We start from the raw sequence: 14808 nt of genomic DNA, 5'->3' as shown, positions 1-14808 counted from the left end.
GCTGATCACCGGCTTGGGGCTCGCTACCGATTCAACCGGAATTGCAGGTTGTTCCGCACCGCGGGCCATTCGATATCGAGGATCGAATACACGACGGTGTCCCGCCGGGAGCCGTCACTGAGCAACTGATGCGACCGCAACACCCCATCGAGCTTGGCGCCGAGCCGCTCAATTGCGGCGCGACTCGCCGAGTTGAAGAAGTGGGTCCGCAGCTCCACTGCTATACAGTCGAGCGCTTCAAAAGCGTGCCCGAGCAGCAGCAGCTTGGCCTCGGTGTTCACCCCGGTCCGCCGAACCGACTCCACATACCAGGTGGCGCCGATCTCCAGACGCCGGTTGGGACCGTCCACATTCAGGTAGCTGGACGACCCGATGAGCCGGCCGTCGAGCGAGCGCACGACGAACGTCAGGCCGGTATCGGGATCCTGCGCGGCCAAGCGGGTGCGTACCCACTCCCCCGCCGTCGTCGGGGACGGCGCAGACGTGAACCACAACCGGCCCGGGTCCCCGTCTGCGGAGGCCTCGGCGATCTCCGGCACGTGGTCCTCGGTCAGCGGCTCCAACGAGACCCAGCGCCGCCCCGTCAGCACCACCGGCTCGATGAACCCCATCACGAACGCCAGGCGACGACCGAGGCCAGTACCGAGAGTGCGATCGCGAGCACAGCCGCCACCAAACCGACGTACAACCCGTACGACGCGACCACCGGGCGGTGCACGTACAGCACGTGGTACCAGATGCCCAGCGCGGCCAACCCCGCCGAAAGCACCAGGGCCACAAGAGAAGCGACGCGTGCAGAGAGCTTGCGCGCGGCCATCGCGGCCGCCACCAGCAGGCACGACGACAGCAGGACCATCAGCTGGCCGACCCCGAAACCCGGCGGCGGGACGGTGATGTGCCCGACCTTGCCGCCGATGGCGTTCGCGTGCCCTACTGGGCTCGACAGCCAGGGCAGCCAGGCACTGACCAACAGCACCACCGCGCACAGTGCCACGATCCAGGCGGGCCGCAACCGTTCCATGCCATGAGCGTATCGATCAGCCGACATCGCCATTGAGCCGTAGCCTCAAGTGCCATGACCGATCTCCCCGATTGGGCGCGGCAGCTGGACCTGTCGCCGCATCCGGAAGGCGGCTGGTACCGCGAGACCTGGCGCAGCGAGCTGACCGTCCCACAGTCCGTGCTGCCTGCGCAGTACTCCGGCCCGCGCAGCGCCGGGACGGCGATCCTGTTCCTGCTGATGCCCGGCCAGCAGTCCGCCTGGCACACCGTGCACAGCGCCGAACTGTGGCTGTTCCACCGCGGCAGTCCGCTGCTGCTGGAGGTCGGGGCCGACCAGGCCACCGCAGACACCGTGCTGCTCGGCGCGGACATCGCGGCGGGCGAGCGGCCGCAGGCCTTGGTACCACCCGGCCACTGGCAGCGCGCCCTGGCCCGGCCCGGGCGAGCGGAGCGACGGGGAAACAGCGCAGTCGACGAGCCGACTCTCGTCAGCTGTGTCGTGGTACCCGGATTCGACTTCGCCGACTTCGCACTGGCTCCGGCAGGTCAGTAACCGCATGGAGGGGCACGTCATCGTCTGCGGTACCGACGCACTGGCCAACCGGATCGCCGAGGGCCTGCAGGCGGCAGGTGCGACGGTGGTGACGATCCATGAACCTGCCCGCCTCGAGCAGGCCATCGTCACCAGCGCCGCCGCCATCGTGTGCGCGGGCGACGACGACGCCATCAACCTCGAAATCGCGCTGTTGGCAAGGCAAGTCAACCCCACCGTCCGGGTGGTGACCCGGCTGGCCAACAGCGTGCTGCGCGCCGCGGTCGCCCAGGACAACGGCCCCGGCGCGGTCCTCGACGTCGCCGACCTGGCCGCGCCTTCAGTCGTGGAGGCCTGTCTGGCACGCACCACGCACACCATCTCGGTGGCCGGCATCGATCTCGTCATCTCCGGCACCGAGGCCCCGCGCGACGCCACCTTGCGGGAGATGTTCGGCGACCTGGCCCCGGTCGCCGTGGTCCGCGGTGAGAACGCGGACTCGCCCGGCGAGGTGATACCTTGTCCCGGTAGGGATTTCGAGGTCCGCGTTGGCGACTGGACCGCCATGATCGGCACCGCCGACGAGTTGGCGGAGGCAGGGATCACGGTGCCTCGCCCATTGACCAGCCGGACGCACCGGCCGTGGCCGCGCCAGGTGATCGACACGCTGCGGATCATCCGCGACGACATCAACCCTCTCTTCTGGCGGGCACTCGGGGCATCAATCAGCCTGCTGCTCGGGTCGACAGTGCTACTGCGCTTCGCCTACCGCAATCCGGTCGGCATGAGCTGGATCGATGCGCTGTACTTCTCGACCGAGACCATCGCCACCGTCGGCTACGGCGACTTCAGCTTCCTGCACCAGCCAACCTGGCTGCGGCTGTGGGGCATTGGGCTCATGTTCGCGGGCGTCACCACCACGGCGATCCTCGTCGCGTTCGTCGCCGACGCGCTGCTGTCCCGTCGGCTCGTCAATTCATCCGGACGCCGACGGATCCAGCACCTGCGCAACCATGTCGTCGTGGTGGGGCTCGGTTCGTTCGGTATCCGCGTCGTCAGCGACCTGACCGCAGCCGGCTACGACGTCGCCGTCATCGAACGCGACGAGTCCAACCGGTTTCTGGCACAGGCCGAACAACTGGACGTGCCGGTGATCTTCGGCGACGCCACCTTGCGGCGGACTCTGGAGCTGGCCCGGCTGGACCGGGCCCGCGCCGTGGCGGTGCTGACCAAGGACGACATGGTCAACATCGAGACCGGCATCGTGTTGCGGGAGATGCTGAGCCCGCGCGTGCTGCCAGAGGTCGACCGCCCCGATGTCCCGCTGGTGCTGCGGATTTACGACCGCGCGCTGGGGGCCGCGGTAGCCCAGCGTTTCGGCTTCGGCCATGTCCGTTCGACGGTCGAGCTCGCGGCCCCGTGGTTCGTCGGTGCGGCGATGGGATTACAGGTGCTGGGCACGTTCTCGGTGGGCCAGCAGTCGTTCACCGTCGGCGGCGTCCACGTCGACGCCGGCAGCGCGCTCGATGGCATGCGGATGGCGGAGGTGCCGACGCAGATCCGGGTCATCGCCATCACCCGAGCGGGCACCACGCATCGGCGGCCGCGTCGCGACACCCAGCTGTGTGCGGGCGACACCGCATATCTGGTCGGCCCGTATCGCGAACTGATCGATACGCTGCTGACCGGCCAGCGGGCCACGTAGCGACACGCTCAGGCTGCGATCATCACGTCGATGGATAGCTGGTCGCAGATGGTGTGAGTGGTGGGCCAGTCACCGCGCTGCGTCGCGCGGGCGAGGTCGTCGGTCAACGGGCTGTGCACATCGAGTTCGGCGAGCCAGCCGGCCACAGTGGCTGCGACCCGGTCTGCGGGGACGCCCACAGCGTGGCGATCGTGGAGCTGGTCGACGATCTCGTAGGTCGTCGCTGCCCGGTGCTGGTGCCGCCAATGGATGTTCATATCGGTAGGAGCACCGAGCGCCCGGAATGACGACACTTTTCCCGGGAGTTTTTGGAGTCCATCTCGTCGAAGTATTCAGTCACTCTCTTAGTTGTAGTATCGTGCCGGCAATGGACGTCTGGATCCTGGGCGGTTACCAGAGTGATTTCGCCCGCAACGTGCACCGGGAGGGCCTGGATTTCGCCGATCTGACCGCTGAGGTGGTCCGCGAAACCCTGACCGCGGCCGCGATGCGGGCCGCCGACATCGGCGTCGTCCACGTCGCCAACGCATTCGGCGAGATGTTCACCGCGCAAGGTCACCTGGGCGCCATGCCCGCCACCGTCGACGAGGGCTTCTGGGACACTCCCGCAACCCGGCATGAGGCAGCGTGCGCATCCGGCAGCGTCGCGACCCTCGCGGCGATGGCCGATCTGCGTTCCGGTGCCTATGACAGCGCGCTGGTCCTCGGTGTCGAGCTGGAGAAGACGGTGCCCGGGGACACCGCCGCGCAGCATCTCGGCGCCGCGGCCTGGGCCGGCCACGAGGGCACAGACGCCACATTCATGTGGCCGTACATGTTCAGCCTCGTGGCCGACGAATACGACCGCCGGTACGGTCTCGACGACACCCACCTCGACGCCATCTCCGCGCTGAACTACACCAACGCCAAGGCCAACCCCAATGCCCAGACCCGGTCTTGGTCGGTCGATCCACGGTCCAATCCGCCTGTCGAGGGCCGCATCCGGCGATTGGACTGCAGCCAGATGACCGACGGCGGTGCCGCGGTCGTCCTGGTCAACGACACCTACCGGCGCAATCACCCCACAGTCCGGCCCATCGCCCGCATCGCCGGCTGGGGCCACCGCACCGTCGGACTGGGATTGCAGCAGAAGCTCACCCGCTCCGCCGATGACCCCTACGTCCTGCCGCACGTGCGCCGCGCCGCCCTCGACGCATTCGAACGGGCGCGGATCGACCTTGACGACCTCGACGGTGTCGAGGTGCACGACTGCTTCACGCCCAGTGAGTATCTGGCGATCGACCACCTCGGTCTGACGGGGCCCGGCGAATCATGGAAAGCCATCGAGAACGGCGACATCGAGATCGGCGGACGGCTGCCGGTCAATCCCAGTGGCGGGCTGATCGGCGGCGGCCATCCGGTCGGTGCGTCAGGAGTCCGGATGCTGCTCGACGCAGCCAAACAAGTCAGCGGCACCGCCGGCGCGTACCAGGTCGAAGGCGCAAAAACCTTCGGCACCTTGAACTTCGGCGGCAGCACCACCACCACTGTCAGCTTCGTCATCGCGTCTGCCCAGGAGGTCTCATGAACACCGACGTCGTCGCCAAGTACCTGTCCACACTGCCGGAAGATGACGACCATCCCTACCGGACCGGAGCCTGGCGACCGCAGACCACCGAGTGGGACGCGGACGACCTGCCGGCCGTCGACGGCGAGATTCCCGCCGACCTGGACGGGGTGTACTTGCGCAACACCGAGAACCCCCTGCACCCGGCGTTCAAGTTCTACCATCCGTTCGACGGCGACGGCATGCTGCACATCGTGGGGTTCCGGGACGGAAAAGCCTTCTACCGGAACCGATTTGTGCGCACCGATGGTTTGCTCGCCGAGATCGAAGCGGGCGGCCCACTGTGGCCGGGCATCGCCGAACCGATCGAACTGGCTCAACGCGAACACGGTTGGGGTGCACGCACCTTCATGAAGGATGCCTCGAGCACCGACGTGACGGTGCACCGCGGCGTGGCGCTCACCAGCTTCTACCAGTGCGGCGACCTGTACCGCATCGATCCGTACACCGGAGACAACCTAGGCAAGGAGGACTGGCGCGGCGGCTTCCCGACCGGCCTCGGGGTATCAGCGCACCCGAAGTCCGATGATCGCACCGGCGAACTGCTGTTCTTCAACTACGGCAAGCAGGCGCCGTACCTGCACTACGGCGTGGTCGATGAGAACAACGCGCTGGTGCACTACGTCGATGTCGAGCTACCAGGGCCGCGGCTGCCCCACGATATGGCGTTCACCGAAAACTATGTGATTCTCAACGACTTTCCGTTGTTCTGGGATGCCGAGTTGCTGAAGCACAACGCCCACATCCCACGCCTGCACCGCGACCTCCCATCGCGGTTCGCCGTTCTGCCCCGCCGCGGGACCGCGGAGCAGGTGCGCTGGTTCGAAGCAGACAGCACCTACGTCCTACACTTCACCAATGCCTACGAGGACGGCGACGAGATAGTGCTCGACGGGTTCTTCCAGGGTGAGCCCGCACCGAGCGAGGGCATCGATAACGGCATGGATCCCAAGTGGCAGCGCGTCTTTCGCGGGCTGTCCCTCGATGGAATGCAGACCCGGCTGCACCGCTGGCGGTTCAACCTGACCACTGGGCAGACTCGTGAGGAGCAATTGTCCGACAGCATCACCGAATTCGGGATGATCAACTCCGCCAATGCCGGCCGCGACTACCGTTACACCTACGCCGCAACCGGGAAATCCGGGTGGTTCCTGTTCGACGGACTGGTCCGGCACGACCTGCACACCGGATCCGAACAGCGGTTCACGTTCGAGGACGGGGTGTTCGGCAGCGAGACGGCCATGGCACCGCGGGTCGGCAGCGCCGGCGAGGACGACGGCTACCTGGTCACCATCACCACTGACATGAACGCCGATGAATCCTATTGCCTGGTATTCGACGCGGCGCGGGTCTCCGACGGGCCGGTGTGCAAACTTTGTCTGCCGGAACGCGTCTCGAGTGGCACACATTCCACCTGGGCCGCCGGCGCGGAGCTGCGGCGCTGGCGCGAGTGATGGAGCCCCGCCCGGATGTCAATGCCGTGGGCCGGATGCTCGGACTGCTCGGCGACGAGTGGACCCTGCTGATCGCCCAGCAGGCTCAGTTGGGCGCCACCCGCTATGCGGAGTTCGCCGACCGGCTGCCGATCTCGAACTCAGTGCTGACCCGGCGGCTCACCATGATGACCGAAGCTGAGCTGCTGAATCGCATTGATTACCAGTCGAATCCGCCGCGCCATGAGTATCGGCTCACCGGACGCGGCAGATCGCTCTGGCCGGTGCTGGTGTCGATCTGGGCGTGGGAAAGTCGGTGGGTACCCGAGCACGACCTTCCTGCGATGCGGCACGGACTGTGCGGCCGGGAGTTCTCCCCGACCCTGACCTGCCGCGCGTGCGGCAGCCTGACCGACGAGAAAAGTCTTGTCGCGCAATGGGGCCCGAGCGGCTCGTGGCCCCGCTCTATGCCGGTGTCAGCTACGCGACGACGCTCGCACGGTGATCGCAGCGCCCAGGCTGACCTGTTCCCGCAGACCATGAACATTCTCGGCAATCGGTGGTCGTTCGCGATGATGGTGGCCGCGTTCGTGGGGACCACCCGGTTCACCGATTTCGCCGAACAGCTCGGAGCCCCACCGGGATCATTGGCCGACCGGCTGCAGATCCTGGTGGCCAATGACGTGATGGCGGCCGGCGACGGCCGATACCGGCTCACCGAGAAGGGGCGAGGGGCGCTGCCGATCATCGTCACCGCGCTCGACTGGGCACAGCGGTGGTTCGCCACGCCGGAAGGCCCAGCGGTGATCCTCACCCACTCGCGGTGCACGCATGAGTTCCACGCAGAACTGGCGTGTGACCAGTGCCGGGAATCGCTACGCGGGTCTGAGATCGAACAACGTCCAGCGTGAAGGAGATGGCGAGAATCGCGACGATTCCCGCCACCTTCTTCACGCTGGGTATCAGCCCTTCAACGAGGACAGGTTGAACGCAGCGCCCGTCGCGTCGGTGACCGCCGCCAGCCGTCCATACGGGGTGTCCTCGGCGGCGCGCACCACGGAGCCGCCGTTGGCGGTCACCAATTCGACGGTCTTGTCGACGTCGTCGCTGCCGAGGAAGAAGTTCCACGTGGAACGGTCCAGCCCCGGGATCACCGAGGCGTCCATCACACCGATCAGCGGGGTGCCGTCGAAGCTGGCTGTGCTGTACCGGAATTCGTCGGTGTCGGCCTCGACCTGCAGCTGCCAGCCGAAGACCGCCGTGTAGAACGCGCCGGCCTTGGCGAAGTCCGTGGTGGTGAGCTGGAACCACACCGGGGCGCCGGCTTCGTCGTACGCCTCGAAGCCCTGGTGCCCAGTCGGCTGCCACAGTCCGAAGAAGGCGCCCGTCGGGTCGGTGAGCATGGCCATCCAGCCCTTCTCCGGCACCTCCATGGCCGGGATGCAGGTGGTGGCGCCCGCGGCGACGGCAGCGTCGATCGTGGCCTGGATGTCGGCGGTGTGCAGGTACACGGTCCAGGCATCGGGGGCGTTCCACGCCGGATCGCTGGCCATCATGCCGCCGACGTAGCGGCCGTCGCGCCGCGCGTTGATGTAGCCGCCGTAGTCGGCTCCCGGGTTTTCGTAGTCCCAACCCATCACGGTGCGGTAGAACGCCTGGGCGCCGGCCACATCAGAGGTGGCGAGGTCGATCCAGACGGGCGCGCCCAGCGGGGTTGCAGTACGAGTAGCCATGATGTTTCTCCCTAGACGAGTGACGGGGTGGTCATCGGTACAGACAAGCACCCCGCCGAAAACTCATCGCGGGGGCGTCAACGGAAGAAGGTGGCGAGAATCTCGAAAGTTCTCGCCACCTTCATCCGCTTGGACGGGGTCTACACCGACGCGAACAGCGCCTTGAATTTCTCCAGCGAGTGGTGGATGTCGGACCGCAGCGCGGCCGCCACCACCATGCCGATGGGGCCGAACAGGGCCGGACCACCCAGGTGGACGTCGAACGCCACGTTCGAACCGGCTTCGGCCGGCGTGATCTTGGCCATCAACTTGACCCGGACGCCGCCCTTGCCGACACCGTTGAGGGTCAACGATCCCGGCGGGTTGTAGTGCACGATGGTCCAGTCGACCCGGTTCAGCATGCCCTTGACCTCGACGACGGACGAGATCTGGGTGCCCTTCCCCAAGGTCTCGGGCAACGTGCTCCGCCACATCCGGTGGATGGACAGCCAGTCGTCGTACCGGGAGAGGTCCGACGCTGCCTCCCATGCCTTTTCAGGGGACAGGGGCACTTCGATAGAACTTGCGAGCTTTGCCATGACTACTGTTGTTCTTGCGTCCCCTCGGCCGGCGGCGCGGGAGCCTCAGCAGGCTGCTCGCCGGCCACAGCCTTCTTGGCGGCTTCCTGCGCGCTGTCGACGACGCTCTTGAACTTGCCGTCGGTCTTCTCGTCGACGATGTCGCCGACCTTCTCGATAGCGGCCTCGACCTTGTCGGCGTTCTGCGCCGCCAGGTCCTTCACCTTGTCCAGAAATCCCATGATTCCCACCCTATCTATTGCCGGATTGTCCGGTGAACGTCCTCATTGTTCATTGCTCGTCGGTTCGCCACAACCGGCGCGTTTCGCCCAGCCAGCGGCCCTGCAGCCACCACAGCACCTCGATCGCACCGGCCCCGACCAGGCCGATTCCGACGGCCGCCGAGGTCAGCGCCAGGTTCGACGGATCGAGCATGAACTGTTGCTGCGCCCAGGGAATCGAAAAAATCACCACGTACGCCAACGCCGACGCGGCGACCAGAGCCACGCGCCACCACTGGTACGGCCGGGCCACCACCGCCAGCACCCACACCGCGGACACCAGCAGCGTGATCAGGGCGGCGGTGGACGCCTGGTTCTGCTGGACCTCGTCGGCGTATTTCCCGTGATAGGCCAGCAGGTACGAGGTGAACGTGGCGGCACCGACCACCAGGCCCGACGGCAGCGCGGCCGTCATCACCCGGCGCACAAAACCATGGTGTGCCCGTTCATTGTTCGGCGCCAATGACAGGACGAACGCCGGAATGCCGATGGTGAACCAGGCCGCGATGGTGACGTGGATGGGCTGGAACGGATACAGCACGGGCTCGGTACCGAAGAACCTGGCCGACAAGCCGGCCAGCCCCACGAGCACGGCCAACAGCACCGAGTAGACCGTCTTGGTCAAGAACAGATTCGAGACCCTCTCGATGTTGCCGATGACCCGGCGACCCTCGCCCACCACATACGGCAGGGTGGCAAACTTGTTGTCCAGCAAGACGATCTGCGCGACGGCGCGGGTCGCAGAACTGCCCGAGCCCATCGCGACGCCGATGTCGGCGTCCTTGAGGGCCAGGACGTCGTTGACGCCGTCGCCCGTCATCGCGACGGTGTGGCCGCGCGACTGCAGGGCATGCACCATGGCGCGCTTCTGGTCCGGCCGGACGCGGCCGAAAGTGGTGTACTCGCTGACGGTGTCGGCCAACTGCTCCGGATCGTCCGGGAGGTGCCGGGCATCGAGCGTCTCACCGTGCAGGCCGAGCGACCCGGCCACCGCGCCCACCGACACCGCGTTGTCGCCGGAGATCACCTTCACCGAGACATGTTGCTGCGCAAAGTACTCCAGCGTCTCGCCGGCATCGGGGCGGACGCGCTGCTCCAGGGTCACCAGCGCCGCGGGGGTTACCTCACCGGGCGCGTCGGGAGCGTCCACCGAGCGGTCCGAGGAACCCAGCAGCAGCACCCGCAGGCCTTGTGCACCAATCCGTTCGGCTTGCTCGGCTTCGGGTGAACCAGCGGCGAGCAAGACGTCAGGTGCGCCGAGCACCCAGTTGCCGTGCTCGCCGTAGGACACTCCGCTCCACTTGGTCGCAGATTTGAACGGCGCGTTCCCGGTCTGCGTCCAGCCCGGCGGCAGCTTGTAGGCCTCGGCGATGGCGGCCATGCTGGCGTTGGGCCGCACATCGTCGGCCGCCATCTGGGCCAGCACAGAAGCCGCGTCGTCCGTCGTGAAAGTGCTCAGATCGCTGACCCGCATGCCGTTTTCGGTCAGCGTGCCGGTCTTGTCGGCGCACACCACGTCGACCCGGGCCAGCCCCTCGATGGCCGGCAGCTCCTGTACCAGGCATTGGCGCCGGCCCAGCCGAACCACGCCGACGGCGAACGCCAGCGACGTCATCAGCACCAGGCCTTCGGGCACCATCGGCACGAGCGCGCCGACGGTTCGCAACACCGACTCTTTCCAGCCCACGCCGGTGACGGTGAACAGCTGGGTGTAGATGATCAGCGCGCCGGCCGGCCAGAGTAGGTAGGTGATGAATCGCAGGATGGTGTTGATGCCGCTGCGCAGCTCGGACTTGACGAGGGTGAATTTGCTTGCCTCGTCGGCCAATTGGGCCGCGTAGGCCTCGCGGCCGACCTTGGTGGCGCGGTAGGACCCGCTGCCGGCCACCACGAAGCTGCCCGACATGACGGTGTCGCCCGAGTTCTTGTCGATGGCGTCGGCCTCACCGGTGAGCAGCGACTCGTCGACTTCGAGGTTGGCGGCTTCTACGACAATTCCGTCGACCACGATCTGATCGCCCGCACCGAGTTCGATGACATCGTCCAGCACCACCTCGGCCGGAGACCGTTCCTGCGTCCCGGACTGCCTGCGCACCAGCGGTTTTGCCTGCCCCACGATGGCCAGCCGGTCCAGAGTCTGCTTGGCCCGCAATTCCTGGATGATGCCGATGGCGCTGTTGGCGACGATCAGCAGCCCGAACAGTCCGTTGATCACCGAGCCCGTCGTCAGCACGATCAGGAACAGCGTCCCGAGGATCGCGTTGATGCGCGTGAAGACGTTGGCGCGGACGATCTCCGAGACACTGCGGGCCGCCCGTGTCGGGACGTCGTTGGTCTGGCCGGCGGCGACTCGCTGTGCGACGTCGGCGTCCGACAGGCCGGTGAGGTCCGTCGTGACACTGCGTTCCGGGTCCTCGACAGTCACCCTTCATCCCCCACGAAGTCGGGATTTGTGCACGAGAATCCGCGGGAGGCGCGGAAAATCGTGCACAAATCGCTGGTTACGGCCGCCACCACTCATCCAGCCCCGGCAGCCGCGCCGGTTCCACTCGTTGCCCCGGCATGGGCACCGCGACGTCCACCGATTCGTCGCGCGCCGCGATGATCATCCGCTCGACCGGCTCGGACCAGGGGTGCGGCGCCAGCCGGAACGTCGCCCAGTGGATCGGCACCAGCAGGCCGCTGTCGGTGACATCGCGGTGCGCCCGCACCGCGAACTCCGGATTCATGTGGATGTCCGGCCAGCCCGGGTGGTACGCGCCGATGGGCATCAGGGTCAGGTCGAATGGGCCATAGTCGGCGCCGATGTCGCCGAAGCTCTTGGTGTAGCCGGTGTCGCCGCCGAAGAACGCCCGGTGCTGAGGGCCGATCAACGCCCACGACGCCCACAGGGTGGTGTTGCGGGTGAGGAACCGTCCGGAGAAGTGCCGGGCCGGTGTGCACACCAGGGTCAGCTCGCCGAGCTTCGCGCTCTGGTTCCAGTCGAGCTCGACGATGCGCTCGGCCGGGATACCCCACGACCGCAAGTGTGCGCCGATGCCGAGCGGCACGAAGAACTTGGCGCGCTGCATGCCGGCCAGCTGCGTGATGGTGTCGATGTCGAGGTGGTCGTAGTGATCGTGGCTGATGATCACCGCGTCGACGGCCGGGAGTGCCTCCAGCGGCGCGGGCACCTCGTGGAGCCGCTGCGGACCGACCGTCCGGGACGGGGAGCACCGTCGGCTCCACACCGGATCGGCGAGCACGCGGTAACCGTCGATCTCGATCAGCGCCGAGGAGTGGCCGAACCAAGTGACCGCCAGGTCCCCGGCAGGGATCCCGGGATCGGGTACCACCAACGGGATGGGCGCGGGCGGGCGCTGCAGCGCGCTGCTGGTCAGCAGCTCACGCACCAGCCCGGCCTGCTGTTCGCGGCTCAGCTCCGTGCCCGACGGCGGCTCGAGGTTGACGAACACCCCGTCGCGATAGTTGGGCGAGTCAGCGGCCACCGCGTTGATGTCCACGGGTCCGGCACCGAGTGCGGCGGGCGCGCCATTGAGCGCCCGCACCACCCAGCCACCGGCTACCAGCGCCGCCGTTCCCCACATCAGCCGCAGTGCCCGTCGCAGCATCAGGCGCCCTGGAACCTCGGCGCCCGCTTCTCGAACCGGGCCACCTGGGCTTCGATCACGTCCGGGCTGGCCCAGGCCTTGTTGAACATGCGGGTGTGTTCGCCGCGGACGGTGTCGTACGCGCCGTCGTCATTGAGCACGCGCTTGGAGTGCGCCAACGACAGCGGGGCGTACCCGGCGATCTCGGCCGCCCAGGCCTGGGCGTCGGCCAGGGTGCCGGTCCGGTTGATCATGCCCGTCTGCAGTGCGGTGTCGAAGTCGAGGCGCTCAGCGGCGAGCAGCATGGCCCGAGCCCGGCCGTGCCCGACCAGCGAGGTCAGCCGGCGGATGCTCCAGTTGTCCAGCGCCAGACCGTACTTGGCGATGGGGAACTGGAAGAACACGCCCGGCGCCGCAACCCGCAGGTCGCAGATCATGGCCAGGATGACGCCGGCGCCGATCGCCGGGCCGTTGAGCGCCGCGATGATCGGAATCGGGCTGGCATCGATGGCCAGGTTCAGGGCCAGCGCCTTGTCCGGCAGTTCCTTGGCCACGCCCTCGGCGTCGGACAGGTCGGCGCCCGCGCTGAACACCGTGCCCTGCCCGGTCAGCACGATCGCGCGGGTATCGGCCGGTGAGGCCTTCTCGATCTCTTCACGCACGCCGTCGACGAGCGCGCCGTTGAGCGCGTTGCGTCGCTCGGGTCGTTGCATTTCCAGGGTCAGGACATTGCCGTCCCGGGTCACTCCGATCATTCGGCCAGCCTAAGCGGTACGGCGATCACTCGGCGAGGCCAGGCGCCGGGTGCGAAACGACGAAGTGTGGACCGGGGCCGGCTGGCAGCCGATTAGCCTGACCGGGTGAGCCGGACCGGAGCACGTCAGTTCTTCGACGCCATCCTCGACGACGGATCGTTCCGCAGCTGGGACGAACCGCCCCTTGACGTCGCGGTCAGCGATGCCTACCGCTCCGAGTTGGCCGACGCGACGCTGCGCACGGGGCTGGACGAGTCGGTCCTGACCGGCGAGGGCACCGTCTCCGGCCGACGCGTAGCCGTGCTGGCCTGTGAATTCGACTTCCTGGCCGGGTCGATCGGGGTGGCCGCGGCAGAGCGGATCACGGCATCGGTCCAACGCGCGACCGCGCTCGGATTGCCGCTGATCGCCTCGCCATCGTCGGGCGGCACCCGCATGCAGGAGGGCACCGTGGCGTTCCTGCAGATGGTGAAGATCGCGGCCGCCGTCGAGCTGCACAAGAAAGCGCACCTGCCGTACCTCGTGTATCTGCGGCACCCCACAACCGGCGGAGTGTTCGCCTCCTGGGGATCGCTGGGGCACCTCACGGCCGCCGAGCCGGGCGCCCTGATCGGCTTCCTCGGGCCGCGCGTCTACGAACAGCTCTACGGCGAGCCGTTTCCTGACGGCGTGCAGACGGCCGAGCACCTGTTCGCCCATGGGGTGATCGACAGCGTGGTGCCGCTGGACGGGCTGCGTGGCGTCATCGATCGGGTACTGACGGTGGTCACCGACCCGCCCGAACCGGGGATTTGTGCACGAAAATCCGCGGCAAGCGCGGACTATCGTGCACAAATCACGGAGCCCACGGCGTGGGAATCCGTGGAGGCGTCGCGGCGGGCAGACCGGCCGGGGGTGGACTACCTGTTGACGCACGGAGCGACCGACCGGGTGCTGCTGTCGGGGACCGGGCGCGGCGAATCGGGGACGACGCTGCTGGCACTGGCCCGGTTCGGCGGGCAGCCCGCGGTCGTGGTCGGTCAGCGCCGGGTGATCGGCGGCCTCGTCGGGCCACGCGCGCTCCGGGAGGCCCGCCGCGGCATGGCGCTGGCGGCCGGGTTGCAGCTGCCGCTGGTGCTGGTGATCGACACCGCTGGGCCCGCGCTGTCGCGCCAGGCCGAAGAGGACGGCCTGGCTGGGCAAATCGCGCTGTGCCTCGCCGAACTCGTCACGCTCGACACCCCGACGGTGTCTGTGCTCCTGGGTCAGGGCAGCGGCGGTCCGGCGCTGGCGATGGTCCCGGCTGACCGGGTGCTCGCCGCGCAGAACGGCTGGCTGGCCCCGCTGCCGCCGGAAGGCGCCAGCGCCATCGTCTACCGCGACACCGACCATGCCCCCGAACTTGCCGCCGCCCAAGGTGTTCGGTCTGCGGATCTGTTGAAGGCCGGCATCGTCGACGTGATCGTGCCCGAGAATCCCGACGCCGCCGACAATCCGGCGGGGTTCACCGAGCGGCTGGCGGCCACCATCGCCGCCGAGCTGCACGCGCTGCACACCGTGCCCGCCGCCGAGCGGCTCGGGGTGCGACTGCAGCGCTATCGGCGGATCGGCGTCCCCGACAGCTGAGCCGAAGCG

General features: G+C 67.7%; 15 protein-coding genes. 6 read left to right on the top strand and 9 right to left on the bottom strand.

The genetic code is table 11. The annotated features are described in order from the left end of the window. Window positions 1-23: 23 nt before the first annotated feature. A complete protein-coding gene (locus G6N59_RS20205; RefSeq protein WP_138228602.1) occupies window positions 24-614 on the bottom strand; it encodes a GNAT family N-acetyltransferase in 591 nt (196 codons plus the stop codon). Next, complete coding sequence (locus tag G6N59_RS20200) at window positions 611-1021, bottom strand: hypothetical protein (protein ID WP_138228601.1); 411 nt, start codon at window positions 1019-1021, stop codon at window positions 611-613. Before G6N59_RS20200 ends, G6N59_RS20205 begins: the two co-directional genes overlap by 4 nt. A 54-nt stretch (window positions 1022-1075) precedes the next feature. Here G6N59_RS20200 and G6N59_RS20195 point away from each other — a divergent pair, with 54 nt between their 5' ends. Together G6N59_RS20195 and G6N59_RS20190 are read left to right on the top strand one after the other, a co-directional pair. Continuing rightward, a complete protein-coding gene (locus G6N59_RS20195) occupies window positions 1076-1555 on the top strand; it encodes a cupin domain-containing protein (RefSeq protein ID WP_138228600.1) in 480 nt (159 codons plus the stop codon). Between the two features lie 4 nt (window positions 1556-1559). Then, the gene (locus G6N59_RS20190) at window positions 1560-3239 is read left to right on the top strand and encodes an NAD-binding protein (protein WP_138228599.1); all 1680 of its coding nucleotides are present in this window, start codon (window positions 1560-1562) and stop codon (window positions 3237-3239) included. Between the two features lie 8 nt (window positions 3240-3247). Here the strand turns inward: G6N59_RS20190 and G6N59_RS20185 are convergent, their stop codons facing one another. Further along, the gene (locus G6N59_RS20185; RefSeq protein WP_138228598.1) at window positions 3248-3496 is read right to left on the bottom strand and encodes an Rv2628 protein family; all 249 of its coding nucleotides are present in this window, start codon (window positions 3494-3496) and stop codon (window positions 3248-3250) included. A 110-nt stretch (window positions 3497-3606) separates the two neighbouring features. Here G6N59_RS20185 and G6N59_RS20180 point away from each other — a divergent pair, with 110 nt between their 5' ends. From G6N59_RS20180 to G6N59_RS20170, 3 genes are read left to right on the top strand one after another with little or no spacing between them, the layout of a single operon-like run. Continuing rightward, window positions 3607-4806: an acetyl-CoA acetyltransferase gene (locus tag G6N59_RS20180; protein WP_138228597.1), complete on the top strand. Its 1200-nt coding sequence runs from the start codon at window positions 3607-3609 to the stop codon at window positions 4804-4806. After that, window positions 4803-6299 (top strand): carotenoid oxygenase family protein, encoded by a 1497-nt coding sequence (locus tag G6N59_RS20175; RefSeq protein ID WP_138228596.1) that lies wholly within the window; start codon window positions 4803-4805, stop codon window positions 6297-6299. The genes G6N59_RS20180 and G6N59_RS20175 overlap by 4 nt, the downstream gene beginning before the upstream one ends. Beyond that, window positions 6299-7189, top strand: a complete 891-nt coding sequence (locus tag G6N59_RS20170) for a winged helix-turn-helix transcriptional regulator (RefSeq protein WP_179970220.1) — start codon at window positions 6299-6301, stop codon at window positions 7187-7189. Before G6N59_RS20175 ends, G6N59_RS20170 begins: the two co-directional genes overlap by 1 nt. A 51-nt stretch (window positions 7190-7240) precedes the next feature. On the opposite strand, the gene G6N59_RS20165 is transcribed toward G6N59_RS20170, so the two are convergent. From G6N59_RS20165 to G6N59_RS20140, 6 genes are all read right to left on the bottom strand, one after another. After that, window positions 7241-8011 carry a VOC family protein gene (locus G6N59_RS20165; RefSeq protein WP_138228595.1) on the bottom strand — a complete coding sequence of 257 codons (771 nt, stop codon included), beginning with the start codon at window positions 8009-8011 and terminating at the stop codon, window positions 7241-7243. 140 nt (window positions 8012-8151) lie between these two features. Beyond that, entirely contained in the window at window positions 8152-8589 is a 438-nt protein-coding gene (locus tag G6N59_RS20160; protein ID WP_138228594.1) for a type II toxin-antitoxin system Rv0910 family toxin, read from the bottom strand. 2 nt (window positions 8590-8591) lie between these two features. Next, a complete protein-coding gene (locus G6N59_RS20155; protein WP_138228593.1) occupies window positions 8592-8810 on the bottom strand; it encodes an antitoxin in 219 nt (72 codons plus the stop codon). Window positions 8811-8859: 49 nt separating this feature from the next. Further along, on the bottom strand, window positions 8860-11274 hold the full coding sequence (locus G6N59_RS20150) for a cation-translocating P-type ATPase (RefSeq protein WP_138228592.1): 2415 nt from the start codon (window positions 11272-11274) through the stop codon (window positions 8860-8862). Window positions 11275-11350: 76 nt separating this feature from the next. Next, window positions 11351-12460 carry an MBL fold metallo-hydrolase gene (locus G6N59_RS20145; protein ID WP_138228591.1) on the bottom strand — a complete coding sequence of 370 codons (1110 nt, stop codon included), beginning with the start codon at window positions 12458-12460 and terminating at the stop codon, window positions 11351-11353. Further along, entirely contained in the window at window positions 12460-13194 is a 735-nt protein-coding gene (locus G6N59_RS20140) for an enoyl-CoA hydratase (protein ID WP_138228590.1), read from the bottom strand. Before G6N59_RS20140 ends, G6N59_RS20145 begins: the two co-directional genes overlap by 1 nt. A gap of 105 nt (window positions 13195-13299) precedes the next feature. Here G6N59_RS20140 and G6N59_RS20135 point away from each other — a divergent pair, with 105 nt between their 5' ends. After that, window positions 13300-14799, top strand: coding sequence for an acetyl-coenzyme A carboxylase carboxyl transferase subunits beta/alpha (locus G6N59_RS20135; RefSeq protein WP_138228589.1), 1500 nt, complete (start codon window positions 13300-13302; stop codon window positions 14797-14799). Window positions 14800-14808 lie beyond the last annotated feature (9 nt).

This window comes from Mycolicibacterium aubagnense, from assembly GCF_010730955.1.
Taxonomy (GTDB): domain Bacteria; phylum Actinomycetota; class Actinomycetes; order Mycobacteriales; family Mycobacteriaceae; genus Mycobacterium; species Mycobacterium aubagnense.
This window is presented reverse-complemented; position numbering and strand designations above follow the sequence as displayed.

What these genes read in the sequence shown, in the direction of transcription:
- G6N59_RS20200 (WP_138228601.1), bottom strand. Translation starts at nt 1,021, where the DNA reads ATGGAACGGTTGCGGCCCGCCTGGATCGTGGCACTGTGCGCGGTGGTG.
- G6N59_RS20195 (WP_138228600.1), top strand. Translation starts at nt 1,076, where the DNA reads ATGACCGATCTCCCCGATTGGGCGCGGCAGCTGGACCTGTCGCCGCAT.
- G6N59_RS20190 (WP_138228599.1), top strand. Translation starts at nt 1,560, where the DNA reads ATGGAGGGGCACGTCATCGTCTGCGGTACCGACGCACTGGCCAACCGG.
- G6N59_RS20185 (WP_138228598.1), bottom strand. Translation starts at nt 3,496, where the DNA reads ATGAACATCCATTGGCGGCACCAGCACCGGGCAGCGACGACCTACGAG.
- G6N59_RS20180 (WP_138228597.1), top strand. Translation starts at nt 3,607, where the DNA reads ATGGACGTCTGGATCCTGGGCGGTTACCAGAGTGATTTCGCCCGCAAC.
- G6N59_RS20175 (WP_138228596.1), top strand. Translation starts at nt 4,803, where the DNA reads ATGAACACCGACGTCGTCGCCAAGTACCTGTCCACACTGCCGGAAGAT.
- G6N59_RS20170 (WP_179970220.1), top strand. Translation starts at nt 6,299, where the DNA reads ATGGAGCCCCGCCCGGATGTCAATGCCGTGGGCCGGATGCTCGGACTG.
- G6N59_RS20165 (WP_138228595.1), bottom strand. Translation starts at nt 8,011, where the DNA reads ATGGCTACTCGTACTGCAACCCCGCTGGGCGCGCCCGTCTGGATCGAC.
- G6N59_RS20160 (WP_138228594.1), bottom strand. Translation starts at nt 8,589, where the DNA reads ATGGCAAAGCTCGCAAGTTCTATCGAAGTGCCCCTGTCCCCTGAAAAG.
- G6N59_RS20155 (WP_138228593.1), bottom strand. Translation starts at nt 8,810, where the DNA reads ATGGGATTTCTGGACAAGGTGAAGGACCTGGCGGCGCAGAACGCCGAC.
- G6N59_RS20145 (WP_138228591.1), bottom strand. Translation starts at nt 12,460, where the DNA reads ATGCTGCGACGGGCACTGCGGCTGATGTGGGGAACGGCGGCGCTGGTA.
- G6N59_RS20140 (WP_138228590.1), bottom strand. Translation starts at nt 13,194, where the DNA reads ATGATCGGAGTGACCCGGGACGGCAATGTCCTGACCCTGGAAATGCAA.